We start from the raw sequence: 24,734 nt of genomic DNA, 5'->3' as shown, positions 1-24,734 counted from the left end.
ATGAAATAATTAAACAAAAGCTATACGCTTAACAAGTCATGTTTAGCAATGGGGGTGTGACGGAGTGCGAGAATCCGTTGAGTGGGCCAAGTCCTACTGCCTCCATCCATTGATCGACCTTTCTTTAAACTGGCCATGAGGTATCAATGCTGCGTCTCCTGTTAGCTATCTGCGTGGTCAATACATTACTGGTCATGCCACTGTGGTGGCGCTTTGGCACTTGGGGGGCGCCACTGCTGGCCTGGGAAGCCTGGGTGCTGGTACCCGCCCTGTGGTTGCTTCCTGTTCGACGCTGGCGACGTGCCGCTGGCGTGACGGTCGTCAGCGCCTTGGCCCTGTTCACGCTCATCAATCTTGGGGATGCTGCTACCCACACCGCTTTTGGTCGTTCGTTGAACCTGTATCTCGACGTGCCGCTGGTGCGTTCCGTTTACCACCTGCTTGTAGGTAATGTAGGCCAACTTGCGGCTATTTGCTTGATGCTACTGGCATTGGTGGTGCTATTGGTGGGCGTGTGGGGGTTGCTGCGCTTGTTGCTGCCCAGAGTGCCGCTTTCGCTGGCGCGCGGTCAGGGCAAGCTTGCCCTGGGCGTTCTGGTGGTGGCTGCGGGCTTGTTGCTGCTGGAGGCAAACCGCTACCGCTGGGTGCCCCATTCTACGCTGCCAGTAGTGCATACGGCACGTTTTCAGTGGCAGCAGGTGGTCTCGACCCATCAGGCAAGGTTGGCCTTCAGCGAACAGCTGCAGGCTTCGCCCATGGCCACCCAGGCGTTGCCTGGGCTGGAAGGGCGCGATGTGCTGCTGACCTTCATCGAGTCCTACGGCGTCACGGCGCTGGATGACCCGCGCTACAACCGTCAGATTCTGGCCACCCTGGCCGAGATCGAGACGCGCCTGGAACAACGCGGGCTATCGGTGGTGTCCGGATTGATGGATGCGCCGATTCGTGGCGGGCAGTCGTGGCTGGCCCACGCCACCACGCTCAGCGGCCGCTGGATCGACAACCAGCTGTGGTATCGGCTGATGCTCAATAGCGGCCACCCTACGTTGATCGATGATTTTCGCGCCACGGGCCAGCACACGCTGACCGTGATGCCTGCCATCACCCTGGCCTGGCCCGAAGGCGAAGCCTACGGTTTCGACCAGATCGTCGCTGCCAGGGACATACCTTACGCCGGGCCTCCACTCAACTGGGTCACCATGCCCGACCAGTTCACGCTGGACTATACCCAGCGCCACTTGCTGGGGGGCTCCCCGGTGTTTGCCCAGATTGCGTTGATCTCCAGCCATGCCCCCTGGACGCCCATCCTGCCCGTGCTGGAGAACTGGTCGATGGTGGGGGATGGCTCTATTTTCGCCCCGTGGGAGAACGCGGCCGACCCGCCCGAGGTGATCTGGCGCGATATCGAGCGTATTCGTGACCACTATGCCTGGTCTGTGGACTACGCTGTGAAAGTCACCGGGCGCTGGGCAGAGCGGGTGGCCGATGAGCAAACCCTGCTGATTGCCTTGGGCGACCACCAGGCGGCGCCTTTGATTACCGGAGAAAACGCCAGCGCGGCGGTGCCGGTGCATATCGTCAGCGGCGACCCTGAACTGTTGGCCCCTTTCGTGGCGCGTGGCTTCGTGAACGGCATGCTGCCTGACCTGTCAGCCACCTTCGATGCCCCACCCATGAGCCAGTTACGCCACTGGCTGCAAGAAGATTTTGGCGCAGCGGAACCGTTACCAGGTACGACACCGGGGACGACACCAAGGACGACACCATGATTCAACCCGTCATTCTCAGCGGCGGTAGCGGTACACGGCTGTGGCCGCTTTCCCGGGAACAGATGCCCAAGCAGTTTTTGCGCCTGACCGGCGAGCAGAGCCTGTTACAGCAAACACTGGCTCGGCTTGCGGACATCACCGCACAGCCCGCCATGTTGATGGGCCATCATGCGCATCGCTTTTTGATGGCCGAGCAGCTTCGCGAAGCTGGTCAGCAGGGGCAGGTAGTGCTGGAACCGGAAGGGCGCAATACGGCCCCGGCCATCGCCTGTGCCGCGCTGCTGGCACGCCAGACGGGGGACGACCCGCTTTTGCTGGTGCTGCCCGCCGACCATGTGATTGGCGATGTGGCCGCGTTCACCGACAGCGTGCGGCGGGCAACGCCGTTGGCCGAGCAAGGTTATCTGGTGACCTTTGGCGTCGTGCCGACTCATCCGGAAACCGGTTACGGTTACATTGCCTGCGGCGCGGCGTTGGGAGATGGCCACCATCTGGATGCCTTCATCGAAAAGCCCCCTCTTGAGAAAGCCAAGGCCCTGCTGGCCGAAGGCAATACGCTGTGGAACAGCGGCATGTTCCTGCTGCGGGCCTCGGATTATCTCGCCGAGCTGGCACGGCTACAGCCCGACATGCTGGCGGCCTGTCAGGCAGCGGTAGACGAAGCGCACCACGATCTCGATTTCCTGCGCTTGCACGAGGCCTCCTTCAAGCGCTGCCCCAGCGAGTCCATCGACTATGCGGTGATGGAGCACTGTGCCAGGGCCGCCGTCGTGCCGCTGGACGCGCGATGGAGCGACATCGGTAGCTTCGATGCGCTGATGGCCACGCACACCCCTGATGCGGCGGGCAACGTGGTGACCGGTGACGGCGTATTGCGGGATACCCAGCGCTCGCTGGTGGTGGCCAATCATCGCCTGGTGGCGACCCTGGGCGTCGAAGACCTGGTAGTAGTGGAAACGTCGGACAGTGTGCTGGTGGCTCGCCGCGATCATGCGCAGGGGGTCAAGCAACTGGTGGCGGCCTTGAGCGAGGCAGGGCGGCGCGAGCCCTGCTCGTCACCGCTGGTGCACCGCCCCTGGGGCAGTTTTCAGGCCATGGACAGCGGCCAGCGCTATCAGGTCAAGCACATTACCGTGCGCCCCGGTGCACGGCTGTCGTTGCAGCGCCATCATCACCGCGCCGAGCACTGGGTGGTGGTGAGCGGCACTGCCAAGGTCACCGTGGAGGAGCGCACCTTTCTGGTCAGCGAGAATCAATCGACCTACATCCCGATAGGGGCGCTGCATCGCCTGGAGAACCCCGGCAAGATTCCGCTGGAGCTGATCGAGGTGCAGTCTGGCAGCTACCTGGGCGAAGATGACATCGAACGGCTGGACGATGTTTACGCGCGCCACAGCGACGACTGAGCCCGCCGCTACTTCTTCAACACAGCCAGATGCTTCTTCACCACAGCCAGCTGCCAGGCCTTGCCGGGGGCTGGCCCTTGCGTACCGCCAGCCAGCCAAGCGTGCAGCGCACGCCCAGCCAAAGGGCCAGCAGCGGCCACAGCAGCGCGCCGAGAAACAGCAGGGTCAAGGTGAACGTGACCAGGAAATAGAGGCTGCCGATCCAGAACGTACGGATCAGGTAGCGGTAGTGGGCCTGCAGCCAGGGCGCTGCCTCGCGACGGTACACATACGCTACGATCACACCTATCAGCAGAGTGATGTTGGCGGTGACCAGCCCGGCCAGATACAGCGCATAGACGATCTGCGGCGGGCGCGTATCCTGTGGCGGGTTAGGCGGGTGGGGGGAAGATTCGGTCATGCCACTCTCGTTCAATAAAGGCGGAAATCGTTGGCGTTGGCGAGCCCTTGCTGCTCCTCCACGACCTTGCGGTAGCGCTTGTATTCCCATTGGTACTGGGGTGGGTCCAGGGCAATCGAGGCTTCCACGCTGGCGTTGACACCGGTGGCTGACAGCGTGTCGTCCTCGCTGTAGACCCGTTCGTCGGCATCCAGAAAGTGAATCTCGAACCCCTTGCCGGGAATACGTCGTGCCACTCCCGTGACCACGCGAGCCTGGGTCCGAGCGACCAGCTTGGGTAGCAAGGTGGCCGTGTAGGCCTCGTGCCCGTAGAACGGCGCGAATACGCCACTGCCCCAGGCGGGTTCCTGGTCGGGCAGGATGCCGATGGCTTCGCTGCGCTTCAAGGCTTTCAGCAGGGCGGCGACGCCACGTGGGTTGGTCGGCACCAGCTGTGCGCCCATGCGCTCCCGGCCGTGGCGCGTAATGGCTTCCAGGTCAGCGATCTTGGGCGGTTCGTACATGGCCGTGAACGGGAAGTGGCTGGAGAGCCAGAAGTTGAGCACTTCCCAGTTGCCAAAGTGGGGCGCCAGTACGATGACGCCGCGCCCTTCGGCCCGTGCGCTGTCCAGTTTGTCGCGCCCGTGCACGGCCAGAATGCTGGCTTCCACCTTCTCGGGAGGCGCCATCCAGGCGTGGCCAAGCTCCAGCATGGTGGCCGTGGAGTGCTGCAGGCTCTGAATCGCAAACGCCTTGCGCTGCTGAGCGGACTGGTCTGGAAAAACCCGAGCCAGGTTCAGCTCGGTCACGCGTCGCTCACGCCTGCTGAAGCGATAGATCTGAGGCCCCATGAAGGCTGCAATGCGCCATAGCCGAGTGACGGGCCAGCGGGAGAGCATGCGCCAAAGCCCGGCGATGGCACGGGCCTGATACTGCGCCCGGCGGGTGTGTAACGGTTCACTCATGGATCACAGCAGCCAACTGTCGACGTTGGAGGGCGCGCGCTTCTCTTGCAGCCCTTTGAAGCCTTTGACGCAGCGCACGATAAACCACACGGCAAAGGCCAGCAGCAGCGGGAAGCCGATGAGGATGAGCGTCAGCAGCGTGGCGATGCTGCCGTACAGTAGCCCGATCCAGAACGTACGAATTTGATAACGGTAGTGTTCGTCCAGCCAGACAGGGCCCTTGCCACGATACACGTAGGCAATGATCACTCCGATGACCGAGGTGAAGCCCACCACGAAGCTGGCCAGATAAAGGGCATAGATCACCATGGCCATGGTGGTGTCGGGGGCCGGTGAGGGCGTTTCAGGCGTGTCGGTGCGGTTGACCACTTCACCTTCGATGGGGGTGTCGTCACGCATGGGCGTTCCTTCTTTTCGATTCGACGATAGCATCCAGCGGATACCCTGTTGGCCCGCCATGATAGCGTGGGCAGGGCGACTTATCACCCGTCGACCCGCCCAGCATGGCGGTCTGGCTCAGGGCTGGCGTGCTGCTGGTCGACAGATTTCGAGCAGGTTGCCGTCGGGGTCTCGCAGATAGAGGGATTCGATGGGGCCGTTGGCTCCCTGGCGGGCGACCGGACCCAGCTCCACATCGACTTCGAGCGCGTCCAGGTGCTGCTTGAACTCATCCAGCGGCAGCTGGCAGCGCAGGCACAAGTCCAGGCTGCCAGGCGTTGGGGTGGCCGACACCGGGGCAATGTCAGTGTCGGTTTGATGCAGGCGCAGGGCCGTATCACCCAGCAACAGGTCGACCCGTTGGGCATCCCGATAACGCACATCCAGACCCAGCACACGGGAATAAAAGTCCACAGCGCGACCCATATCGGTCACGGTTACAACAAGATGGTCCAGACCTGAAAGCATGCCTCTTTCCTTAAATACGAACGTAAAACCAGAGAATACGATGATGCGACGCTGCCCGCCATGTCAGCGGCAGTCGCACGACCATCGCGCCGTCGCAAGGCCATGACTGGGTCATCGACAATGTCATCAGTTTGCCACGGTTGCATGGCTATGTGGTGTTTAAGGGGCACATGGGTCGCGCGATGGGCGCCGGGCAGCTATTTTGGGAAGGGCACCAAACGTCATTCAATGGCTTGGAGTAGATGAATTTCCTGCCAAGGAAGCATTCAGTTATCAAAAACACCAGACTGCTGGGCATGGGGCTGAAAAAGCATTGACTTTATGCCACTGGCAGCAATAATTGCGCGCCCGTTTTCTGCCTGCCGGTGCGATAGGCGTACAAACGGCCATCGATTCATACTCAATGCAATGTGAGGTACGCATGTCGCGGCAACTGCTGGCCATGGCGCTGGCGCCCCTACTCGGGCTGTTCATTCTGGGCATTGGCAACGGTTTTCTCGCCACCTTGATCACCATTCGACTGGACGCTGCGGGCGAGTCGGCCACGGTGATCGGTATCGTGTCGTCTGCCTATTTCATTGGCCTGGCCTTGGGGGCCATGTTCAATGATCGCCTGTTGCTGCGCATTGGCCATATTCGTGCTTACGGCAGTTTTGCATCGCTGGTGGCCGTCACCGTGCTGTTGCAAGGGTTGTTCTTCGACCCTTGGGCGTGGTTTGCCCTGCGTCTGGTGGGCGGTTGGGCCACGGTAGGCGTCTATCTGGTCATCGAGAGCTGGCTGTTGACCGCGGGCGACCAGAAAGTGCGTGGCCGCCTGCTGGCACTGTACATGATCGCGCTCTATGCCGCGGGCGTACTGGGCCAGCTGATGCTGGGCGTGACCAGCGCCATGGGTGACACTGCGCCCTTCATGGTGATCGGCCTGCTGGCGTCGCTGTCGGTACTGCCGATGGCCATGATTCCCCGCGTATCGCCGCTCATCGAACACGCCGAGCCGCTACCCCCGCACCGGCTGATCACCATGACCCCCACCGGTGTGATGGGCAGCCTGGGGTCGGGCATGGTGGTGGCGGCGGCTTATACGCTGCTGCCGCTCTATCTCCAGCGTATCGGCATGAGTGTCAATCAGGTGGGGCAACTGATGGCGGTGGTGATTCTTGGCGCCATGCTGCTGCAATACCCCATTGGCCGCTGGTCGGACCGCCACGACCGCCAGATGGTGCTGATCGGCATCAGCGCGTTCTGCGTGGTGATCTCGGCAGCCATGCTCTGGCTACCGCTCTCTACTCCTTTGTTGGTCGCGCTGCTGTTCCTGCTGGGTGGGGGCGTATTTGCGCTTTACCCGGTGGCCGTGAGCCACGCCGCCGACCGTGCACCCGCAGGGGCGCTGGTGCGCATGAGCCAGGGCCTATTGCTGATCAACTCCATCGGGGCCACCATCAGCCCGCTGATGATTTCGCCGGTGATGACCGCCATGGGCGATGCCGGACTGTTCTGGGCCTTTGGCTCGCTCAGCCTGTTCTTCGTGCTGTTCTTCACGTGGCGCCGCAGCGTGCGCCCGGCCCCGGTCCCCGTGGCGCCGTTTACCGCCACGACGCCCATGACCGCTGCCGGTGCTGAACTGGTGGTGACCGAAGAGCTGGTGCAGGGGGCGCTTGAGCATGAGCATCTGGAAGACCTTTCCGATGTGGTGCCGGAAGTAGAGGTCGCCGAGCCGGTAGTGGGGCCGCCCCAAGAAGACGAAAGCCACATCACTTATTACGACGACGTAGAAACCGAGGTGCGCAAATAAGCCGCTGAAGCGGCTATCAGGTGAGACCTTGGGCTAATGGTGCGCTGAAAGTAGTGAAACTACTATCGATGATAGTGTTTTTACTATTTCGCCGTATTTGCCCGAGGTTTTGCCATGAATTACTACGCCGCGCCGGTCCGCGATCTGCGCTTTGTGCTGGAAGAAATGCTGGCGCACCGCTCCCTGGCGCTGCCTGGGTTTGAAGAAGCCACGCCGGATCTCGTTGAAGCCGTGCTGGAAGAAGCTGCGAAGCTGGCAGGTGACGTCTGGGGGCCGCTCAATAGTACGGGAGACCGTCAGGGAGCTCAACGACACACCGATGGCAGCGTCACCACCCCCGAAGGCTTCGCGGCGGCTTACCTGGCGTATGTGGAGGGTGGCTGGAACGGCATTGGCGTGTCTGAAGCACTGGGCGGTCAGAACCTGCCCGAAGTAGTGGCCAGCGCGGTACAGGAGATGCTCCACGGCGCGAACATGGCGTTAGGGCTGTGCCCGATGCTCACCGCCGGTGCCATCGAGGCGCTGGCCCATCACGGCAGCGATGCCTTAAAAGCGACCTACCTGCCCAAACTGGTCGAGGGCTCCTGGACCGGCACCATGAACCTCACCGAACCCCAGGCGGGGTCGGACCTTTCCAAGGTGCGTACCAAAGCCGTTCCAGAAGGCGATCACTACCGCATCAGCGGTCAAAAGATCTACATCACCTGGGGCGAGCACGACGCTGCCGAAAACATCATTCACCTCGTTCTTGCCCGTAAGCCCGATGCCCCGGAAGGCAATAAGGGTATCTCTCTCTTTTTGGTGCCTAAATTCCTGGTCAACGACGATGGCTCGCTGGGCGAGCGTAACGATGTCACCTGCGCCTCCATCGAGCACAAGCTCGGCATTCACGGGTCGCCCACTTGTACTCTCAGCTTTGGTGAAAACGGCGGTGCCGTGGGCTATCTGGTGGGCGAGGAGGGGCGCGGGCTCAACCACATGTTCACCATGATGAACGAGGCGCGTCATAAGGTCGGTATTCAGGGCATCGGCGTGGCCGAGCGTGCTTGCCAACACGCGTTTGCCTACGCCAATGACCGCACCCAGGGGCGTTCACCCAAGCAGCGTGGCGGCAGCGACTGCACCATCAGCGACCACTTCGATGTGCGCCGTATGCTGCTGTCCATGCGTGCCCGTACCGATGCGCTGCGTGCGCTGGCCCTCTACTGCGCTGGCCAGCTGGATGTTGCCCGTCACGCGTCCGATGACGCCGAGCGCCAGTCGGCCCAGGCCTGTGTGGATGTACTGATTCCTATCGTCAAGAGTTTCTCTACCGACCAGGCCGTGGACATTGCTTCCATGGGGGTTCAGGTGCACGGCGGCATGGGCTATGTGGAAGAGACCGGCGCTGCCCAGCTGCTCCGAGATGCCCGCATCGCGCCCATCTATGAAGGCACCAACGGCATTCAGGCGCTGGACCTGGCAGGCCGCAAACTGCAGCGCGATGGTGGTGCCGCCTTGCTGGCCCTGTTGGCCGAGGTACGCAACACCGCTGACGAGCTGGGCAAGAGTACGCGGCTGAATGCCATGGGGCCGCTGCTGAGCGATGCCGCTGACGACCTGCAGGCCGCCATGGAGATCGTGCTGGAGCAGGGTAGCCACCCTGAACAGGGGCCGGATGCCGTGCAAGCCTACGCCACGCCGCTCTTGAACCTGGCGGGCCATGTGCTGTGCGCCTGGCAGATGGGCCAGGCGGCGCTGCATGCCCAGCAAGCCATTACCCAAGGCAGCGACGACCCGTTTTACCGCACCAAGCTGTGCAGCGCCGAATTCGTCATCCACCAGTGGCTGCCGGTCGGGCGTGCCCAGCGCGCGGTGATCGAGGCCGGCATGCAGTGTTTTAGCCAGTTTGACAGCCGCGTCGCCTACTGATCCCACTGCCGCCGCCTTCCAGGCGGCGGTGTTCATCAGGCATCGCCCATGGCGAGCGTCGCGCCCAATAAAACCCTCAGTAATAAAACCTTCAATAATAAAACCAAGAGTGCAAAACCGATCATGACCTCCATCTTTGAACAAGATCTACCACCGACAGCCGCCAATCACGTGGCGCTTTCCCCTCTAACGTTCATCGAGCGTTCGGCGGCGGTGTATCCCGATTACCCGGCCGTGGTGCATGGCCAGACGCGCCGCACCTGGGCAGAGACCTGGGCACGCTGCCGCCAGTTAGCCTCGGCGCTGGAAAAGCGTGGCCTTCAGCCAGGGCAAACGGTGGCCGCCATGCTGCCCAATGTGCCCGCAATGTTCGAGGCCCACTTCGGTGTGCCGCTGGCGGGCTGCGTGCTGAATACGCTGAATATCCGCCTCGATGCCGATGCCATCCGCTATATGCTGGCCCATGGCGAAGCCAAGGCGATTCTGGTGGATCCTGAGTTTGCCGAGGTGATTCAAGCGGCGGTGGCCACGTTGGAGAGCAAGCCGCTGATCATCGACGTGGCCGACCCGGAGTTTTTGGGTGAGACCCAAGGCATTGGCGAGCTGGAGTACGAGGCGCTGCTGGCCGAGGGCGACCCGGAGTACGCTTATCAACTGCCCAGCGACGAGTGGCAGGCGATTTCATTGAATTACACGTCTGGCACCACGGGCAAACCCAAAGGGGTGGTGTATCACCATCGCGGTGCCTACCTGAACGCGGTGAGCAATATTCTCGAGTGGGCCATGCCGCACCATCCTGTCTACCTGTGGACGCTACCGATGTTCCACTGCAACGGCTGGTGCTTCCCCTGGACCATTGCGGCCAATGCAGGCGTCAGCGTTTGCTTACGCAAGGTAGACCCCAAACGCATTACCGATTTGATCGCTGAAGAGGGCGTCACTCACTTTAGCGGTGCGCCAATCGTGCTCAATGGGTTGGTGAACCTGCCCGCCGAACAGAAGCGAGTGTTCGATCATCCGGTGAAGGTGACCACCGCCGGTGCCGCGCCACCCGCCTCGGTGATAGCCGGGGTAGAAAAGCTGGGCATTGAAGTGACCCACGTTTATGGCCTGACGGAAGTGTATGGCCCGGTCACGGTATGTGCCTGGCACGCGGCCTGGGACGAACTGCCGCTGGAGTCGCGGGCCAAACTCAAGTCACGCCAAGGCGTGCGCTACCACATGCTGGAAGCGCTCTGCGTCGCCGATCCAGTCACGCTGGAGCCCGTTGCCAAGGATGGCCAAACCATCGGCGAAATCCTGATGCGCGGCAACAACGTGATGAAGGGATATCTCAAAAACGCCGAGGCGACGGAAAAAGCGCTGGAGGGCGGCTGGTACCACACGGGCGACTTGGCGGTATGGCACGCCGACGGCTATATCGAGATTAAAGACCGCTCGAAAGATATCATCATCTCGGGCGGTGAAAACATCTCCACCATTGAAGTCGAAGATGCCATTTACAGCCATCCCGCGGTGGAAGAGGCCGCCGTGGTCGCGAAGCCGGATGAAAAGTGGGGCGAAACGCCCTGCGCGTTCGTCAAACTGAAAATAGGCTACGGCGAAGTCACCGAGGCGGATATCATTGCCCACTGCCGTAAGCATCTTGCGAGCTTTAAAGTGCCGAAAACGGTGGTTTTTAGCGAACTGCCCAAAACGTCCACGGGCAAAATTCAAAAATTCGTGCTGCGTGAAGAAGCCAGACAGCACCAGTCAGGGGAACAGCAATGAGCGAACAGCGGATTGGCGTGGTAGGCGCAGGCACCATGGGGCAGGGGATTGCTCAAGTGGTGGCCGCGAGTGGCTTTAACGTGCGGCTCTACGATGTCGCCGATGAGCAGCTCACCCGCGCCAAAAATGCAATCGATAAAGGGCTCGAGAAGCTCGTTGCCAAAGAGAAGATGACGGCAGAGGGCAAGCAGGAAGCGCTGGCTCGGCTTTCGACCACCACGGCGCTGGATGCGCTCAGCGACTGCAGCGTGATCATCGAAGCTGCCCCCGAGCAGCCCGCATTGAAAGAGAAGCTGTTTCGGGATCTCAGCCATTTGAGCAGCGACGCTATTCTGGCATCGAACACGTCGTCTCTATCACTGACACGGCTGGCGGCGGTCTGCGAGCGCCCTGAGCGGGTGGTAGGCATGCACTTCTTCAACCCGGTGCCGGTACTCAAGTTGGTCGAGGTGATCCGTGCCGAGCAGACCTCGGATGCCACCGTAGAGCGCATCGAAGCGCTGACCAAGGCGCTGGGCAAAACCGCAGTGCCGGTGGGCGATGCGCCAGGCTTTGCCGTGAACCGTTTGCTGGTGCCGATGATCAACGAGGCCGCGTTTATCGTGCAGGAAGGCACCGCCACGCCGGAAGCCATCGATGACGCCATGAAGCTGGGTGCCGCCCATCCCATGGGGCCGCTGGCGCTGGCGGATTTGATTGGCCTGGATGTGTGCTTGGCGATCATGGAAGTGCTGCAGGAAGGTTTTGGCGATCCCAAGTACCGCCCCTGCCCGCTGCTCAAGCGCATGGTGGCCGCAGGCTATCTGGGCCGCAAGAGTGGGCGTGGGTTCTATATCTACGAATAGCAGGCTGCGAGCTTAGGGGGCGACAAAAGAAGTGATTGCCACCCAACCAAGCGTTCGCTAGGGTTGAGTGGTAACCACTTCTACGCGCAATAACAATTAAGGAGCCGCCATGAGCGACGCAGTGATCGAGAAGGTTGATAACGATGGCGTGGTACGCCTGACCATTAATCGTCCCAAAGCCTTGAACGCGCTGAACAGCGAAGTGCTCAGCGCTTTGGAAGCGCATCTGGTCGAGTTGGAAGCTCACCCCAGCCTGCGGGCGGTATTGATTACGGGGGCCGGAGAAAAATCTTTCGTGGCCGGGGCAGACATCACCGAGATGCGTGATAAAACCCCGGAAGAAGCGCGCGCCTTTGCCAGCCAGGCACTGCGCACCATCAAACGCCTGGAAACCTTGCCCGTGCCGGTGGTCGCGCTGGTCAACGGGTTTTGCCTTGGCGGCGGCTGCGAACTGGCGCTGGCCTGCGACTGGGCCGTCGCCAGCGACAACGCCATCTTCGGCCAGCCGGAAGTCCTGCTAGGCGTCATTCCCGGCTTTGGCGGCACCCAGCGTTTGCCGCGCCGAGTCGGTCCCGCCATGGCCATCGACCTGGTGACGACCGGGCGCAAGATCGATGCCCAGGAAGCGCTGCGCATCGGCCTCGTCAACCGGGTAATGCCCCAGGCCGAGCTTGAGAGCTATGTTGAAGAGCTTACCAAGCAGCTGAAGGGTAACGGGCCGCAGTCGGTACGCGGCGCCAAGCAGGCCGTGCATGACGGCATGGATCAGGACCTCGATAGCGCCCTGGCCTTGGAAACCAGCCTGTTTGCCTTCTGCTTTGCAGGCCAGGAGCAGAAAGAGGGCATGAGCGCGTTTGTCGAGAAGCGTAAACCCAACTTCTAGGGTTTATTTTTCGAGTTTTACTTATTCAAGGGGGTGGCGCATGCGTCGCCCCTTATTTTATTCTCAGGCTTACTATTTTTCAGAGAAAGGAGTCACCGCGATGCAGTGGGCCGCTTTTGTGGTTGCCGCGCTGGGGTTTGCCTACTTGCCTGGGCCTGCGATGCTGTATACCGCTGCGCAAACCCTGGGGCGTGGCCGACGCGCAGGCTGGCTGGCGGTGGCGGGAGTGCATCTAGGCTGCTACGTGCATGTAATAGCGGCCGCGCTTGGCCTGGCCCTGCTGTTTGCCGCCATTCCGCCTGCGTATCTCGCCATGAAGATCATCGGTGGGCTCTATCTGCTCTGGATGGGGGTGCGCTTGTGGCGGCAGGGCATTCGCACGAGTGGCGATGAGCTGCCGTTGGCCACCACCCGGCGGGTGCTGCGCGATAGTTTCCTGGTAGAAGTGCTCAACCCCAAAACGGCGCTGTTCTTCGTGGCGTTCCTGCCCCAGTTCGTGCAGCCCGACAGCGCTTTGCCGGTGGCATGGCAACTGCTGTGGCTGGGGGTAGCCACCAACGTACTGTTTTCGTCGGCGGACGTGGTCGTGGTGTTGCTGGCCAGCCCGCTGCGCGCTTGGCTGCAAACGTCCAATAGCTCCACCCGTTGGGTACAGCGGATGGGCGGCGGCGTACTGATGGGGCTGGGCGGGAATACGCTGGTTCAGGCGGCACGCTAAAACGATCACTCGCAAGGCTATCAATCGCTAAAGCGATCAATGACGTGTTCACCACAAGGAGCGCACCATGTTTGATCTGTATATCGCCAACAAGAACTACTCTTCCTGGTCGCTGCGCCCTTGGGTGCTGCTGAAAACGCTGGAGATCCCCTTCAACGAGCATCTGATGCCGTTCGAAGGGGGCTTTGGCGAGAGCCTCGCGACCTTCAAGCGTTTTTCTCCTTCGGGGCTGGTGCCGTGCCTGGTCGATCGCGAACACGAGGTGGCCGTGTGGGACTCGCTGGCGATTGTCGAGTACGTGGCCGAAGCGCATCCTGACGTATGGCCACAGCAGCTTGCCGCACGGGCCTGGGCACGCTCCGCCAGTGCCGAGATGCATAGCGGCTTTGCAGCGCTGCGCGATGAGTGTTCGATGAACTGTGGTGTACGGGTAGCGATGAACGCGATGTCCCCTGGGCTGAAAAGCAACCTGGCCCGGCTGGATGCGCTATGGCAGGAGGGGCTTGAGCGTTTTGGTGGCCCTTTTCTGGCGGGTGAGCACTTTACCGCCGTGGACGCGTTTTATGCCCCGGTGGCGTTTCGCGTGCAAACCTTTGGCCTTCCGCTGGGCGATGCCTCGCTGGCCTACGTGCAGCGCCTGTTGGCTCTGCCTGCCATGCAGGCGTGGTATGCGGCGGCGCTGAAAGAGACCTGGCGGGAGCCCATGCATGAAGAAGAGACCCTGAAGCAGGCAACGCTGCTGAGCGACGAGCGGGCGACCGCCTAGTACTTTAAAGAAAGTACTGTACAGAAAGTGCTGTACTGAAAGTACCGTGCAGGAAGTACTGTTCAGGAAGTACTGTGCAGGAAGTGCCGGGCTGGAGGGAGGACGGCGCGGAGAGGGCGTAAATCCGCTACACTGACGCCTCTAATATTTCGCAACACGATTGAGAGTCATCAGATGGCGCTAAGTGCTACCCCCTACAAAGTGGATGTGAACCTGACCGACCTGGACCGCAACGTCTACGAAACGCTGCGGTTCACGGTGGCGCGCCACCCTTCCGAAACCGAAGAGCGCCTGTGCACACGGCTGATCGCTTACCTGCTGTGGTACAGCGAAGCGCTGGCCTTTGGACGCGGGCTCTCGGACGTGGACGAGCCAGCCTTGTGGGAGAAGAGCCTGGACGGGCGAGTGCTACACTGGATTGAAGTAGGGCTTCCCGATGCCGAACGCATGACCTGGTGTTCTCGGCGTGCCGAGCGGGTTTCCCTGCTGGCCTATGGCCGTGTCGACCTGTGGGAGAGCAAAGTGCTGCCTGCGGTCGCATCGCTGAAGAACGTTCACGTGGCCGGGTTACCCGCCGATGCGCTGTCTACGGTGGCGACGAACTTGCCCAGGGCCATCAACTGGGCCGTGATGATCAGTGATGGTGCGCTGTTCATTACCGATGAGAACGGCCAGCACGAAATCACCCCTGAATGGCTGCTGCGCGAACGCTGATCGAGGGTACTGGCGGTGAGGGATGACCGCCAGGCTCCGCGCAAGTGGAAACAGCGTTGAGCGAGCCATAGGCGACTATAAAAGTAGCTTGCTATCTTTTTGCAAGATTACATACAATCAGCAATGTTTGTTACTCAAGGAACGAGCCATGAAACCCTTTGCTGTATTACGTGCCCTGGTATTGCCGTTTAGCCTGCTGCCTGTGCTAGCCATGGCCAGCGACAGCGCCTTGACCCTCAAGCTCGAAAACGATGGCCTGGCCAGCAGTGATGACGGCCACTTCACCAGTGGCTTCGAGCTGAACTGGATGACGACGCCCTCCGAACAGAACTGGCTGCAGCGGCTTGCCGTGGCGTTGCCAACGGGGTTGATGGGGCAGGCTGACCGGGTGGCGTATCGCTTCGTGCACCAGATTTATACGCCCGATAACATCGAACGGCGCTCCCTGATCGAAGATGACCGCCCCTATGCAGGGCTGGTATACGGTGGTGTGTCGCTATATGAAGATGTGCCGGTGGGGCAGTGGCAGCGGGCCACCGATCTGCACCTGGATGTGGGCTTGGTGGGGCCCTCTTCCTTGGCTGACAGTATCCAGCGTGAGGTACACCGCGTCACCAATAGCGACCGCCCGCGGGGCTGGCGTAATCAGCTGGGTGACGAAGCGCTGATCAATCTGACGCTGCGCCGCCAGTGGTGGCATGACACTCCGCTGGCGGGCAAACAGTTTGCTCACGGCCCCAGTGTCGGCGCGGCGTTGGGCAACCTGTACACCTACGCCAGCGCTGGCTACAGCGTGCGCTGGGGAGACGACGCTCAAGGCATTCCTACCCTGACCCCCAACCCCGGTACGCGCCATCTGATGAGCGAGAGCCGTGGCTGGCAGTGGTATCTGTTTGCCAGCGTCGAAGGCTATTACATGGCCCATAATCTGACCCTGGACGGTAATACCGTGCGCGATAGCCATTCGGTAGACCGCAAGGAGTGGGTAGCCGATGCCTCCACGGGCTTGGCGCTGGCCTGGGAAGACTGGCAGGTGACCTACGCCGTCGTACAGCGCACCCGCGAGTTCGAAGGGCAGGATGAGCAGGATGTGTTTGGCGCCATGACGCTGACCAAGCGTTTCTAGTGCAGTGGGCCGACGCGCAAACGACCGAGAGGGGCAGCATGAGCAGCAAGTACCCACAGACACCGGATGGACGCTACTTCGTTGCCAAGAACCGGCTGTGGCGCTGCACCGATCCGCGTCTCTCGGAAGACACCCGGCGTCTTCATGTCAAAGCGTTGATGAAGGCGCGGCGTGCGGTGCGCAGTGCCCAACAGCATGACGATGAGCACGCGCTTCGCCAGGCACGCCAGGCCGTGCAGGAAGCCAAGGAAGCACTGGGTGAGCGGGGGCCTGTCTGGTGGCAGGATGGAGCACCGGACGAAGGTGGTCTCGCTCCCCACAACAGCTCTTATGCCGACTGGTGGGCTTCGCGCTCCTGAATCCCGGCGTGTGGTAATCTGCACGCCACTCTTACTGCATCGATAGGCACCCTGTGACCATCAAAGCCAATCTGTCCATTCTGGATATCGTGGGCCACCTGCTGGTGTGGCTGTTACTGACGATTTTTACGCTGGGGATCGCGCTGTTTTTCTTTCCGTACTCCTTTGCTCGCTTTGTCATCAATCGTACTAGCGTGGTCGACCATGCCAGTGGAGTAGAGCGAAAAATGGTCTGCGATATCAATATCTTCAGCAATATCGGCCATATCATCCTGTGGATGGTGATTTCGTTTATCACCTTGGGGATTGGCTATATCTTCTACTTTTACCGCGTCTGGAACTACGCGTTGAACAACTCACGCGTGCTGTAGTTCTGCCGGTTCCTCCGCCCGCTGCCTGTCAGCGGGCACCCCCTTTCACAGGTTCACGTTGGCAGCCATAGGTTCACGTTGACAACCCAACGTTCGGATTCTATATTTTGCGCGAATAAAAATTACTCTCATTAATATTACTATTCGCTCTGGGATCCAAGATGAACCATCTACCTACCTTTCGGCTGCGCACTTTAGGCGTGGCCGTTGCGCTGGCGGCGGTCACCACGTCGCTGCAGGCGCAAGAGAACCCCGTTGGCAATGTGAATCTGGAAACGGTGGAAGTCACCGCAGAGACGGCGGGCCGCTTCGGTTATATCGAAGCCGAACGCCAGCCTGGCGTCGGCAAGCTGGACGTGCCGATGGCCGAGCAGCCCTTTTCGATGTCGGTGATCGACCAGGAATTCATTCAGGACAGCGGTGCGAAGAATATTCAGGACACGCTGCTCTACACCCCGGGCGTCTATGCGGGGAATTTCGGCTTCGATACCCGTGGTGACAGTGCCAAGGTGCGAGGGTTGGACGCAGGCCGCTATCTGGACGGGTTACGCCAGATCTATGGTTCATACAACACCGTGCGCACCAATGTCTATGCACTGGAGAGCGTCGAGGTTCTGCGCGGGCCCTCGTCGATGCTGTACGGGCAGGCAGACCTGGGTGGCATCATCAACGGCGTTTCCAAGCTTCCCCAGGAAGAGCGCAGCGGTGAGATATGGGCACAATACGGCACCTTCGATCGCAAGCAGCTGGCCTTTGATTTTACCGGGGCCGCCGACGAGGAGGGCGTATTTCTCTACCGGATCGTGGCGCTCGTGCGTGACAGTGACACCCAAGTCGACCACGTCAGGGATGACGGGTATGTCCTGGCGCCTTCGTTTACCTGGCGCCCCAGTGACGATACCCGCGTGACGCTGCTGCTGAATCGCCAGGAGGACAGAAGCCAGGTATCTGCGCAGTTCCTGCCGCAGGTGGGCACTTTGCAGCCGGGCTCCTTGGGATTCATTGGCTCAGAGCGTTTCGTGGGTGAGCCCGGCTGGGACCGTTACGATAGCGAGAAAACCGAGACCACGCTGTTCGTTGATCAGCAGCTCAACGATGAATGGGCCTTCTCGGCCACGGCGCGCTACACCAACTCCAGCACCGAGACACGCGAGCACTGGGTCGATATCCCCAGCGTTCCGGATGCCAACGGTGAGGTCAACCGGACGATCTTCACGGCCGATGCCGACACCCGCATTTTGAACCTGGACGCTCGGCTTGCCGGTGAATTTGCCCTGGGGGCGACAGAACACACCCTGGTGGCCGGGATCGATCGTCAGGATGCCCGTTGGGCACAAGACAACTACAGCTCCGTGACGGGGGGTGGCGGTCGCTTCAACGTCTACCAGCCACGTTACGGTAATCTGCAATTGGATTCGCTGACGCCAACCGGTCGGCCCGATAACCGGATCGAGCAGGTGGGAGTCTATCTGGCCGATCACATCGAAGTGGGGCCGGTGGTGATCTCTGCGGGCCTGCGTCGTGACTGGGCCGAGAACCGCACGCTGGCGCTGTCGGGGCCCGATACGGTCAGCGACGAAGCGCAGACGACAGGGCGTATCGGGCTGATGTATCGCTTTGATAACGGCTTTTCACCTTACGTCAGCTACTCCGAAGCGTTCTCGATGAACCTGGGCAGTGACGGGACGGCAAATCCGAGCCCGCTCAAGCCTACCACGGGTGACCAGGAAGAGATTGGCTTCAAGTATGTGTCGCCTGATCAGTCGTTGGCGGTCAGTGCAGCGTATTTCGACATTACCCAGCAGAACCGGATCAGCGATGGCGCCACGCCCGGTGGCGTCGAGCAGGTGGGTGCCGTGGTGGATGGTTGGGAGCTGCAGCTCAACAAGCGTTGGCAGCAGTTCGAGACGCAGCTGGCTTATACCAATCTCAATGCCACCAATGATGCTACCGGCGCGAGGCTGCCCTACGTGGCTGAAGAGCAGGTCTCCTGGTGGAATCGTTTGTACGTGGGCAACCACTGGCGCGTGGGCGCAGGCGTGCGCTATGTGGGTGATAACGGAGGCGCTGCCGAAGCACCGCTGGTGCCTTCCAGCACGTTGTACGATGCGATGGTGGGTTACACCCTGGGCGAGTGGGATTTCTCGGTCGACCTGAAAAACGCCACCGACGAAGAGTACATCTCCTGGTGCCGCTATGACGGAGGCGACTGTGGCTACGGTGATCGCCGCAGCGTCACGGCCAACGTACGCTATCAGTTTTGATATACATGCCGCGTGAGATACGGCGGCATACCGCCACATGAACTCGCTACATGAACTCGCTACATCAACAACGGGGCCTGCGATGAGCAGGCCCCGTTGCCTTTTTGGGTCTCTTCGTGAGTCGACGCTTAGCGTGGCTGTTTGATCAGCAGCTTCACCAGCCGTCGCACGATAGGGGAGACCAGATTGATCACCGGCAGCGCGACGGCAAAGGCAAACAGCCACGCTTTGAGCCAAATCATCACGATCCCATCCACGAGTCCCACGTTATACAGCGTAATCACCAGCGACATGATGCATGACATGAACAGCGCCATGAGGCATGAAAATATCAGCTGGGCGTATTTCGGATCGAACATCGTACGTTTTCCTGATACGCGAATTAACGCTTGTCTTCGGTTTTTTCAGTGAAGTCGCTGGCATCGTGGCGTTCATGAAGCTGCTCATGGGGTTCTCCCCAGGTGCGGTTGACCATGCGGCCTCGTTGCACGGCGGGACGGGCATCGATCTCTTCGGTCCAGCGCAGCACGTGGGTGTAGGTGTGGGCCTCCAGAAATTCGGCTGCCTCATACACACGGTTCTTGACCAGTGCGCCATACCAGGGGTGGATCGCCATGTCGGCAATCGTGTATTCGTCGCCCGCCATATAACGGTTGTCTGCCAGGTGACGGTCGAGTACGTCCAGTTGGCGCTTCACTTCCATGGTGTAGCGGTCGATGGGGTACTGATACTTTTCCGGCGCATAGGCATAAAAATGCCCAAAGCCGCCGCCCAGCATCGGTGCGCTGCCCATCTGCCAGAACAGCCAGGAAAGGCATTCGGTACGCTTGGCGGGGTCGCTGGGCAGAAAGGCACCAAATTTTTCGGCCAGATAGAGCAGGATGGCCCCTGACTCGAAGACCCGCTGGGGTGGCTGAACGCTATGGTCCATCAGTGCCGGGATCTTCGAATTGGGGTTCACCTCCACGAACCCGCTGCCAAACTGGTCGCCTTCACCGATCTGAATCAGGTGGGCATCGTATTCGGCGTCGGTGATGCCTTTTTCCAGCAGCTCTTCGAGCATCACGGTGACCTTGACGCCGTTAGGCGTGGCCAGCGAGTAAAGCTGCAGCGGATGCTTGCCGACGGGTAGAGGTTTATCGTGGGTGGCACCTGCGACGGGGCGGTTGATGTTGGCAAATTTGCCACCGTTGCCGGGTTCCCATTGCCATACCTTGGGCGGCGTATAGGTTGGATCGCTCATGAGGTCCTCGCGTTTAGCGGTCATGCGTTGTCGTAGTGAATCTATTGGGGCGCTTGAGCCTGGCTACAAGGGTATGTCGTTAGCGAGTTAATTAAATGGCAAGGGCAGAACAAAGGCAACGCTGGGAGAAGGGGGGCAGGCTGCCTCTGACCTGCGAGAGACAGGCCAGAGGCGTTTCAAGCATTTACACCAATGTCAGAGTGACGTCGATGTTGCCACGGGTGGCATTGGAGTATGGGCACACGATGTGGGCTTTATCGACCAGCGACTGCGCAACATCTTTTTCCAGGCCCGGCAGGCTGATCTTGAGCTCCACTTCGATGCCAAACCCGGTAGGAATGGCACCAATACCCACGCTGCCATCGATCTGTGTGTCTGCAGGCAGCTTTACCTTCTCCTGGCTGGCAACGTGCTTTAAGGCACCCAGGAAGCAGGCGGAGTAGCCTGCGGCAAACAGCTGTTCCGGGTTGGTGCCAGCACCGCCAGCGCCCCCCAGTTCCTTCGGCGTGCTCAGCTTGACATCCAGAGCGCCGTCAGAAGATTTGGCGTGGCCTTCGCGGCCGCCAGTAGCGTGGGCATGGGCGCGATAAGCAATGGTTTCGATAGACATGGGCGTCTCCAAGGGTATGAGCGAGTTTGGAAAAAGAGATTTTAATTTAGCGCCATTTTAATTTGCACACAAGATAAATATGGAGTCACTCAAAAGACAGTGTCATTCGCGTTTACTGGTCCGACTGCAGGCGCTGACGAAGCGCAATCAAGTCGTCTTTCAGCTCACGCAAGGCGTCGGCAGAGTGTTCGCTGGCCTTGATGATGCAGCCCGGAATATGCTGCGCCTGGGCGCGTAGCGCGCGGCCCTTGTCGGTCAGCAACAGCTCGACCACACGCTCATCCTGGGTGCTGCGCTGGCGTTTGATCAACGCCTCGTTTTCCAGCCGTTTGAGCAGCGGAGTGAGCGAACCCGGATCGGTAAGCAAGCGCTTGCTCAATGTACCTACGGTAATCCCATCGTTTTCCCAGAGCACCAGCATGGCCAGGTATTGCGGGTAAGTGAGCCCTAGCTCCTTGAGCAGTGGCTTGTAGGTTTTGGTCATCATCAGCGACGTTGAGTACAGCGCGAAGCAGAGCTGCTGGTCCAGCTCCAGTTCGTTGCAGGGCTCAAGTTCTGTCATGTCTTCTCCGAGGTGTTGACGTGAAAGGTAATGTATCGTGCCCAGCGTCTACTTACTATCTGACTTTTTAGACAAACCCTAGACGTTGGTCGCAAATCACCATATTTGTTTTGACACGCTCAGAGGCCGCCGCTAGCCTTCATACACTCGATGTTACCGGTAACAATCAGCCTCTGGCCCGACACACCTTATCGGCAAGCCATCGAGCTACCGCATCGCTCGGCAGCCTGGCCATTCAAGCACTGGTCCTTCAAAAACTGGCCATGCACAACCCGGCCACTAACAACAATTCTGCGTGGAGAAACAACGATGACAACGATTTGGCGTAGCACATTGACCCTTTTGGGCGCCACCACTCTGACCTTTGGCATGGCGCATGCACAAGGCCCGGAGCTTTCCGCGCCGCCCGCCATCGAGGGCGAGGTTCTGGCAGACCATGGTAGCCATACGCTGCGCATGGGTATCGGGTTGTCCGAAACCTCCCCGCAGTTCTTGTCAAGCCAATATTTCGGCGAAATTCTGGCGCAGCGTACCGATGGTCGGATTACCGTCAATGTCTTCCCCAATAGCCAATTGGGGGATGACGTGCAGATGATGGAGATGCTGCAGACCGGAACGCTGGACATGACTTACCCTTCCAGCTCGGCCACGACCGGCTACGTGCAGGCGCTGTCGGTGTTCGATTTGCCGTTCCTGTTGCCCAGCCGTGAAGCCGCCATTGCCGTCATGCAGAGCGATGCGGCCCAGAACATGCTGGATGCTTTTGAAGGCACTGGCTTGAAAGCGCTGACGTTTTCCGAGAATGGCTACCGCCAGCTGTCGAACAGCGCCCGCCCGGTCGCGACCCCTGACGACGTGGCGGGCCTCAACGTGCGCGGCTTGAGCGTGCGCACCATGCAGAACCCGGTGCATCTGGCCATCTGGGAAGCGCTGGGCGCCAACCCGACGCCCATGGCCTTTGGTGAACTGTTCTCGGCGCTGGAGCAGGGCGTCGTGGATGGCCAGGAGAACCCCTGGAGCACCATCCTGACCTCGAACTTCAACGAAGTGCAGGATTACGGCACGGAAACGCGCCACGTCTATACGCCATTCATCATGATGCTCTCCGAGCGCACCTGGAACCGCATGGCGCCGGAGTATCAAACACTGGTGCTGGAAGCTGCCCGCCAGTCTGCCGAGTATGAAATTCAGCTCTCTGCCGAATACGACGACTGGTCTCGTGAGCAGTTGGAAGCGCGTGGCATGCAGATCACTCGGTTGGACGATGAGCAGCTGGCCGCTTTCCAGGAAGCCGTTCAGCCCGTCTACACCCAGTGGGCACCGCGTATCGGGGAAGACCTGATTGCTGAAATTCAGCAGATCGTGGCAGACCATACGTCTCAGTAAGCCATTGCCGTGGGTTTTCGGGCAGGCCAGTGGCCTGCCCGATTCGATAGTGCCCCAGGAGCTTTTATGACATCCCCCTCGCATACTCCCCAAGCCGAGCCTGTGCTGGCAACGCCTGACCCGACAGACCCCTCGACCTATCTGGACGACCCTAACCGACGGTGCCTGGAAATCGACACCGATGCGGCTCAGGGGCCCGCCCTGTTTCGCTGGATCACGCTGGGCATGGAGTATCTGATCGGCGCCATTCTGGTCGCGCTGATCGTCTCGGTATCCAGCAACGTGGTGGGGCGCTCGCTGTTCAATCACTCGCTTCCCTGGGTCGATGAGCTGGCGCGCATGCTGTTCATCTGGCTGGTCTTCATTGGTGCGGCGGCGGCCTTTGCGCGCTATGAGCATATTGCGGTGGATGCATTGGTACGCCGCCTGCCGCTGCGCCTGGCGCATCTGCTGTATGCGCTTCAGCACCTGATCATCACGGGGCTCATGCTGGTGATGGTGTGGGGCGGGTATCAGGTGCTGTCTCGCTCCAGTGGTCGTTCTGCCATTCTGGGCGTGCCGCTCAGTTGGGTCAGCCTGTCTCTGGTGCTGTGCGTGATCTTCATTGCCGCGGTGTCGCTGTGGCGGCTATGGGTCAGTTTGCGCCTGGTGCTCGCGCCGCGCGACCCATCCACCAATTCTGTGGGGGAGTAACCACTATGTTATGGATTTTTCTGGCGATCCTGTTCGCATCCATCGTGATGGGCCTGCCTATTGCCTTTGGGCTGGGAGTGGCGGCACTGGTCATGGCCATACTGTCGGACATTCCGCTGTCGATCATGATCGAGCAGTCCATCCGGGGCGTGAACAGCTTTCCCCTGCTGGCCATTCCGTTCTTCATTCTGGTGGGCGAAGTGATGAGCCAGGGAGGCATCGCGCGGCGCCTGATGGAGCTGGCAGGGGCGCTCGTCGGCTTCATGCGTGGTGGGCTGGGCCAGGTGGCCATCACCGGCTCGATGTTCTTCGGCGGAATCAGTGGCTCGGCGGTGGCGGACACGGCGGCGACCGGCTCCATGATGATTCCTTCCATGAAGCAGCAGGGCTACAGCGCAGCGGATGCCACGGCGATCAATACGGTCTCGTCGGTGATCGGGATCATCATCCCGCCCTCCATCCCTTTGATTCTCTACGGTATCGTCACGGAAACCTCGATCAGTCGCCTGTTCATTTCCGGTATCGTCCCGGGGCTGCTGATTGGCGGTGCGCTGATGGTGACGACGTTCCTGCTGGCCTCTCGGCAGGGCGGTGGCGTGCGGCAGTTCCGCTGGGACGTGCTGTGGCAGGCGTTCAAGGCGGCCTGGCTGGCACTGGTGCTGCCGGTGATCGTGATTGGCGGCATCATTGGCGGCGTCTTTACGGCCACGGAAGCGGCCGTGGCGGCGCTGCTCTATTCGCTGGCCATCTCCCTGCTGGTCTATCGGGAGTTCAAGCTGGCAGCGCTTGGCGGCATGCTGATTCGCACTGCCCGATTGACCGGCATGGTCATGATGTTGCTGGCGTTTGCCACCGTGATTGCGTGGTTCCTGACCATTAACATGGTGCCTCAGACGCTGGTGCGTCAGGTTCAGGCGATTACCCAGGAGCCTTTCCTGCTGCTGCTGATCGTGGCGGCGCTGCTGTTGCTGGTCGGGTTCGTCATGGATCTCACGCCCGCCATGGTGATCATGGCACCGATGCTGGCGCCCATCGTGACCTCGGTGGGGGTGGACGCGGCTTACTTTGGCGTTCTGATGGCCTTCGTTCTGGGTATCGGGTTGCTGACACCGCCGGTAGGCACCTGCCTGTACGTGGGGTGTGGCGTTGGCAAGGTGTCGATGGAATCGCTGGTCAAGGCCATGTTGCCGTATTACGCGGCGCTGCTGGTGGTGCTGGTGTTGTTGATTGCCTTCCCCGGGATCGTGACATGGTTACCCAACTTGACCGCCGTGCGCGGCAACTGACAGGAGAGCA

Annotated in this window: 25 protein-coding genes; 17 read left to right on the top strand and 8 right to left on the bottom strand. The window is 60.5% G+C overall.

Features of this window, described 5'->3' with window-relative positions:
• Positions 1–146 precede the first annotated feature (146 nt).
• On the top strand, positions 147–1,769 hold the full coding sequence (locus tag LG409_RS13295; protein WP_227406866.1) for an alkaline phosphatase: 1,623 nt from the start codon (positions 147–149) through the stop codon (positions 1,767–1,769).
• On the top strand, positions 1,766–3,175 hold the full coding sequence (locus LG409_RS13290; protein ID WP_227406865.1) for a mannose-1-phosphate guanylyltransferase/mannose-6-phosphate isomerase: 1,410 nt from the start codon (positions 1,766–1,768) through the stop codon (positions 3,173–3,175). Before LG409_RS13295 ends, LG409_RS13290 begins: the two co-directional genes overlap by 4 nt.
• Before the next feature lie 37 nt (positions 3,176–3,212).
• On the opposite strand, the gene LG409_RS13285 is transcribed toward LG409_RS13290, so the two are convergent.
• The 4 genes from LG409_RS13285 to LG409_RS13270 all read right to left on the bottom strand — a co-directional run bounded on the left by LG409_RS13285 (position 3,213) and on the right by LG409_RS13270 (position 5,425).
• Positions 3,213–3,575 carry a DUF4870 family protein gene (locus LG409_RS13285; protein WP_039176564.1) on the bottom strand — a complete coding sequence of 121 codons (363 nt, stop codon included), beginning with the start codon at positions 3,573–3,575 and terminating at the stop codon, positions 3,213–3,215.
• Positions 3,576–3,586: 11 nt separating this feature from the next.
• A complete protein-coding gene (locus LG409_RS13280; RefSeq protein WP_227406864.1) occupies positions 3,587–4,519 on the bottom strand; it encodes a lysophospholipid acyltransferase family protein in 933 nt (310 codons plus the stop codon).
• Positions 4,520–4,522: 3 nt separating this feature from the next.
• Positions 4,523–4,918, bottom strand: a complete 396-nt coding sequence (locus tag LG409_RS13275) for a DUF4870 family protein (RefSeq protein ID WP_081139079.1) — start codon at positions 4,916–4,918, stop codon at positions 4,523–4,525.
• Positions 4,919–5,035: 117 nt separating this feature from the next.
• Positions 5,036–5,425: a VOC family protein gene (locus LG409_RS13270; RefSeq protein ID WP_016914602.1), complete on the bottom strand. Its 390-nt coding sequence runs from the start codon at positions 5,423–5,425 to the stop codon at positions 5,036–5,038.
• A 421-nt stretch (positions 5,426–5,846) separates the two neighbouring features.
• Here LG409_RS13270 and LG409_RS13265 point away from each other — a divergent pair, with 421 nt between their 5' ends.
• The 12 genes from LG409_RS13265 to LG409_RS13210 all read left to right on the top strand — a co-directional run bounded on the left by LG409_RS13265 (position 5,847) and on the right by LG409_RS13210 (position 18,944).
• Complete coding sequence (locus tag LG409_RS13265) at positions 5,847–7,217, top strand: MFS transporter (protein ID WP_100731634.1); 1,371 nt, start codon at positions 5,847–5,849, stop codon at positions 7,215–7,217.
• 114 nt (positions 7,218–7,331) lie between these two features.
• Complete coding sequence (locus tag LG409_RS13260; RefSeq protein WP_227406863.1) at positions 7,332–9,128, top strand: acyl-CoA dehydrogenase; 1,797 nt, start codon at positions 7,332–7,334, stop codon at positions 9,126–9,128.
• Between the two features lie 123 nt (positions 9,129–9,251).
• Positions 9,252–10,898: an acyl-CoA synthetase gene (locus LG409_RS13255; RefSeq protein WP_227406862.1), complete on the top strand. Its 1,647-nt coding sequence runs from the start codon at positions 9,252–9,254 to the stop codon at positions 10,896–10,898.
• Complete coding sequence (locus tag LG409_RS13250; RefSeq protein WP_039176547.1) at positions 10,895–11,743, top strand: 3-hydroxybutyryl-CoA dehydrogenase; 849 nt, start codon at positions 10,895–10,897, stop codon at positions 11,741–11,743. The genes LG409_RS13255 and LG409_RS13250 overlap by 4 nt, the downstream gene beginning before the upstream one ends.
• Positions 11,744–11,852: 109 nt before the next feature.
• The gene (locus tag LG409_RS13245; protein WP_081139088.1) at positions 11,853–12,626 is read left to right on the top strand and encodes an enoyl-CoA hydratase/isomerase family protein; all 774 of its coding nucleotides are present in this window, start codon (positions 11,853–11,855) and stop codon (positions 12,624–12,626) included.
• Between the two features lie 100 nt (positions 12,627–12,726).
• Positions 12,727–13,344: a LysE family translocator gene (locus LG409_RS13240; protein WP_081139090.1), complete on the top strand. Its 618-nt coding sequence runs from the start codon at positions 12,727–12,729 to the stop codon at positions 13,342–13,344.
• A gap of 67 nt (positions 13,345–13,411) precedes the next feature.
• Positions 13,412–14,110, top strand: a complete 699-nt coding sequence (locus LG409_RS13235) for a glutathione S-transferase family protein (protein WP_144981751.1) — start codon at positions 13,412–13,414, stop codon at positions 14,108–14,110.
• A gap of 174 nt (positions 14,111–14,284) precedes the next feature.
• Positions 14,285–14,824 (top strand): YaeQ family protein, encoded by a 540-nt coding sequence (locus LG409_RS13230; RefSeq protein WP_039176533.1) that lies wholly within the window; start codon positions 14,285–14,287, stop codon positions 14,822–14,824.
• Between the two features lie 148 nt (positions 14,825–14,972).
• Positions 14,973–15,950, top strand: a complete 978-nt coding sequence (locus LG409_RS13225; RefSeq protein WP_227406861.1) for a lipid A deacylase LpxR family protein — start codon at positions 14,973–14,975, stop codon at positions 15,948–15,950.
• A gap of 38 nt (positions 15,951–15,988) precedes the next feature.
• Positions 15,989–16,309, top strand: a complete 321-nt coding sequence (locus tag LG409_RS13220) for a hypothetical protein (RefSeq protein ID WP_039176530.1) — start codon at positions 15,989–15,991, stop codon at positions 16,307–16,309.
• A 53-nt stretch (positions 16,310–16,362) separates the two neighbouring features.
• On the top strand, positions 16,363–16,680 hold the full coding sequence (locus LG409_RS13215) for a DUF6693 family protein (protein ID WP_039176527.1): 318 nt from the start codon (positions 16,363–16,365) through the stop codon (positions 16,678–16,680).
• Between the two features lie 161 nt (positions 16,681–16,841).
• Positions 16,842–18,944, top strand: a complete 2,103-nt coding sequence (locus LG409_RS13210; RefSeq protein WP_227406860.1) for a TonB-dependent siderophore receptor — start codon at positions 16,842–16,844, stop codon at positions 18,942–18,944.
• Positions 18,945–19,072: 128 nt separating this feature from the next.
• On the opposite strand, the gene LG409_RS13205 is transcribed toward LG409_RS13210, so the two are convergent.
• The 4 genes from LG409_RS13205 to LG409_RS13190 form a co-directional block, all read right to left on the bottom strand.
• Positions 19,073–19,303, bottom strand: coding sequence for a DUF2798 domain-containing protein (locus LG409_RS13205; protein WP_016914587.1), 231 nt, complete (start codon positions 19,301–19,303; stop codon positions 19,073–19,075).
• Between the two features lie 23 nt (positions 19,304–19,326).
• Positions 19,327–20,187 carry a glutathione-dependent disulfide-bond oxidoreductase gene (gene yghU, locus LG409_RS13200; protein WP_144981739.1) on the bottom strand — a complete coding sequence of 287 codons (861 nt, stop codon included), beginning with the start codon at positions 20,185–20,187 and terminating at the stop codon, positions 19,327–19,329.
• A gap of 184 nt (positions 20,188–20,371) precedes the next feature.
• Positions 20,372–20,797, bottom strand: coding sequence for an organic hydroperoxide resistance protein (locus LG409_RS13195; protein WP_039176517.1), 426 nt, complete (start codon positions 20,795–20,797; stop codon positions 20,372–20,374).
• A 112-nt stretch (positions 20,798–20,909) separates the two neighbouring features.
• A complete protein-coding gene (locus tag LG409_RS13190) occupies positions 20,910–21,359 on the bottom strand; it encodes a MarR family winged helix-turn-helix transcriptional regulator (RefSeq protein ID WP_039176513.1) in 450 nt (149 codons plus the stop codon).
• A gap of 309 nt (positions 21,360–21,668) precedes the next feature.
• Here LG409_RS13190 and LG409_RS13185 point away from each other — a divergent pair, with 309 nt between their 5' ends.
• From LG409_RS13185 to LG409_RS13175, 3 genes are all read left to right on the top strand, one after another.
• On the top strand, positions 21,669–22,745 hold the full coding sequence (locus LG409_RS13185; RefSeq protein ID WP_227406859.1) for a TRAP transporter substrate-binding protein: 1,077 nt from the start codon (positions 21,669–21,671) through the stop codon (positions 22,743–22,745).
• A gap of 66 nt (positions 22,746–22,811) precedes the next feature.
• A complete protein-coding gene (locus tag LG409_RS13180) occupies positions 22,812–23,438 on the top strand; it encodes a TRAP transporter small permease (RefSeq protein ID WP_039176506.1) in 627 nt (208 codons plus the stop codon).
• A 5-nt stretch (positions 23,439–23,443) separates the two neighbouring features.
• Positions 23,444–24,724, top strand: a complete 1,281-nt coding sequence (locus tag LG409_RS13175) for a TRAP transporter large permease (protein WP_039176503.1) — start codon at positions 23,444–23,446, stop codon at positions 24,722–24,724.
• Positions 24,725–24,734 lie beyond the last annotated feature (10 nt).

Source organism: Halomonas sp. NyZ770, from assembly GCF_020616575.1.
Classification (GTDB): Bacteria; Pseudomonadota; Gammaproteobacteria; order Pseudomonadales; family Halomonadaceae; genus Vreelandella; species Vreelandella hamiltonii.
This window is presented reverse-complemented; position numbering and strand designations above follow the sequence as displayed.

Excerpts from the sequence above, each read along its gene's own strand:
- LG409_RS13295 (WP_227406866.1), top strand. The coding sequence starts at position 147 with ATGCTGCGTCTCCTGTTAGCTATCTGCGTGGTCAATACATTACTGGTC.
- LG409_RS13290 (WP_227406865.1), top strand. The coding sequence starts at position 1,766 with ATGATTCAACCCGTCATTCTCAGCGGCGGTAGCGGTACACGGCTGTGG.
- LG409_RS13285 (WP_039176564.1), bottom strand. The coding sequence starts at position 3,575 with ATGACCGAATCTTCCCCCCACCCGCCTAACCCGCCACAGGATACGCGC.
- LG409_RS13280 (WP_227406864.1), bottom strand. The coding sequence starts at position 4,519 with ATGAGTGAACCGTTACACACCCGCCGGGCGCAGTATCAGGCCCGTGCC.
- LG409_RS13275 (WP_081139079.1), bottom strand. The coding sequence starts at position 4,918 with ATGCGTGACGACACCCCCATCGAAGGTGAAGTGGTCAACCGCACCGAC.
- LG409_RS13270 (WP_016914602.1), bottom strand. The coding sequence starts at position 5,425 with ATGCTTTCAGGTCTGGACCATCTTGTTGTAACCGTGACCGATATGGGT.
- LG409_RS13265 (WP_100731634.1), top strand. The coding sequence starts at position 5,847 with ATGTCGCGGCAACTGCTGGCCATGGCGCTGGCGCCCCTACTCGGGCTG.
- LG409_RS13260 (WP_227406863.1), top strand. The coding sequence starts at position 7,332 with ATGAATTACTACGCCGCGCCGGTCCGCGATCTGCGCTTTGTGCTGGAA.
- LG409_RS13255 (WP_227406862.1), top strand. The coding sequence starts at position 9,252 with ATGACCTCCATCTTTGAACAAGATCTACCACCGACAGCCGCCAATCAC.
- LG409_RS13250 (WP_039176547.1), top strand. The coding sequence starts at position 10,895 with ATGAGCGAACAGCGGATTGGCGTGGTAGGCGCAGGCACCATGGGGCAG.
- LG409_RS13245 (WP_081139088.1), top strand. The coding sequence starts at position 11,853 with ATGAGCGACGCAGTGATCGAGAAGGTTGATAACGATGGCGTGGTACGC.
- LG409_RS13240 (WP_081139090.1), top strand. The coding sequence starts at position 12,727 with ATGCAGTGGGCCGCTTTTGTGGTTGCCGCGCTGGGGTTTGCCTACTTG.
- LG409_RS13235 (WP_144981751.1), top strand. The coding sequence starts at position 13,412 with ATGTTTGATCTGTATATCGCCAACAAGAACTACTCTTCCTGGTCGCTG.
- LG409_RS13230 (WP_039176533.1), top strand. The coding sequence starts at position 14,285 with ATGGCGCTAAGTGCTACCCCCTACAAAGTGGATGTGAACCTGACCGAC.
- LG409_RS13225 (WP_227406861.1), top strand. The coding sequence starts at position 14,973 with ATGAAACCCTTTGCTGTATTACGTGCCCTGGTATTGCCGTTTAGCCTG.
- LG409_RS13220 (WP_039176530.1), top strand. The coding sequence starts at position 15,989 with ATGAGCAGCAAGTACCCACAGACACCGGATGGACGCTACTTCGTTGCC.
- LG409_RS13210 (WP_227406860.1), top strand. The coding sequence starts at position 16,842 with ATGAACCATCTACCTACCTTTCGGCTGCGCACTTTAGGCGTGGCCGTT.
- LG409_RS13205 (WP_016914587.1), bottom strand. The coding sequence starts at position 19,303 with ATGTTCGATCCGAAATACGCCCAGCTGATATTTTCATGCCTCATGGCG.
- yghU (WP_144981739.1), bottom strand. The coding sequence starts at position 20,187 with ATGAGCGATCCAACCTATACGCCGCCCAAGGTATGGCAATGGGAACCC.
- LG409_RS13195 (WP_039176517.1), bottom strand. The coding sequence starts at position 20,797 with ATGTCTATCGAAACCATTGCTTATCGCGCCCATGCCCACGCTACTGGC.
- LG409_RS13190 (WP_039176513.1), bottom strand. The coding sequence starts at position 21,359 with ATGACAGAACTTGAGCCCTGCAACGAACTGGAGCTGGACCAGCAGCTC.
- LG409_RS13185 (WP_227406859.1), top strand. The coding sequence starts at position 21,669 with ATGACAACGATTTGGCGTAGCACATTGACCCTTTTGGGCGCCACCACT.
- LG409_RS13180 (WP_039176506.1), top strand. The coding sequence starts at position 22,812 with ATGACATCCCCCTCGCATACTCCCCAAGCCGAGCCTGTGCTGGCAACG.
- LG409_RS13175 (WP_039176503.1), top strand. The coding sequence starts at position 23,444 with ATGTTATGGATTTTTCTGGCGATCCTGTTCGCATCCATCGTGATGGGC.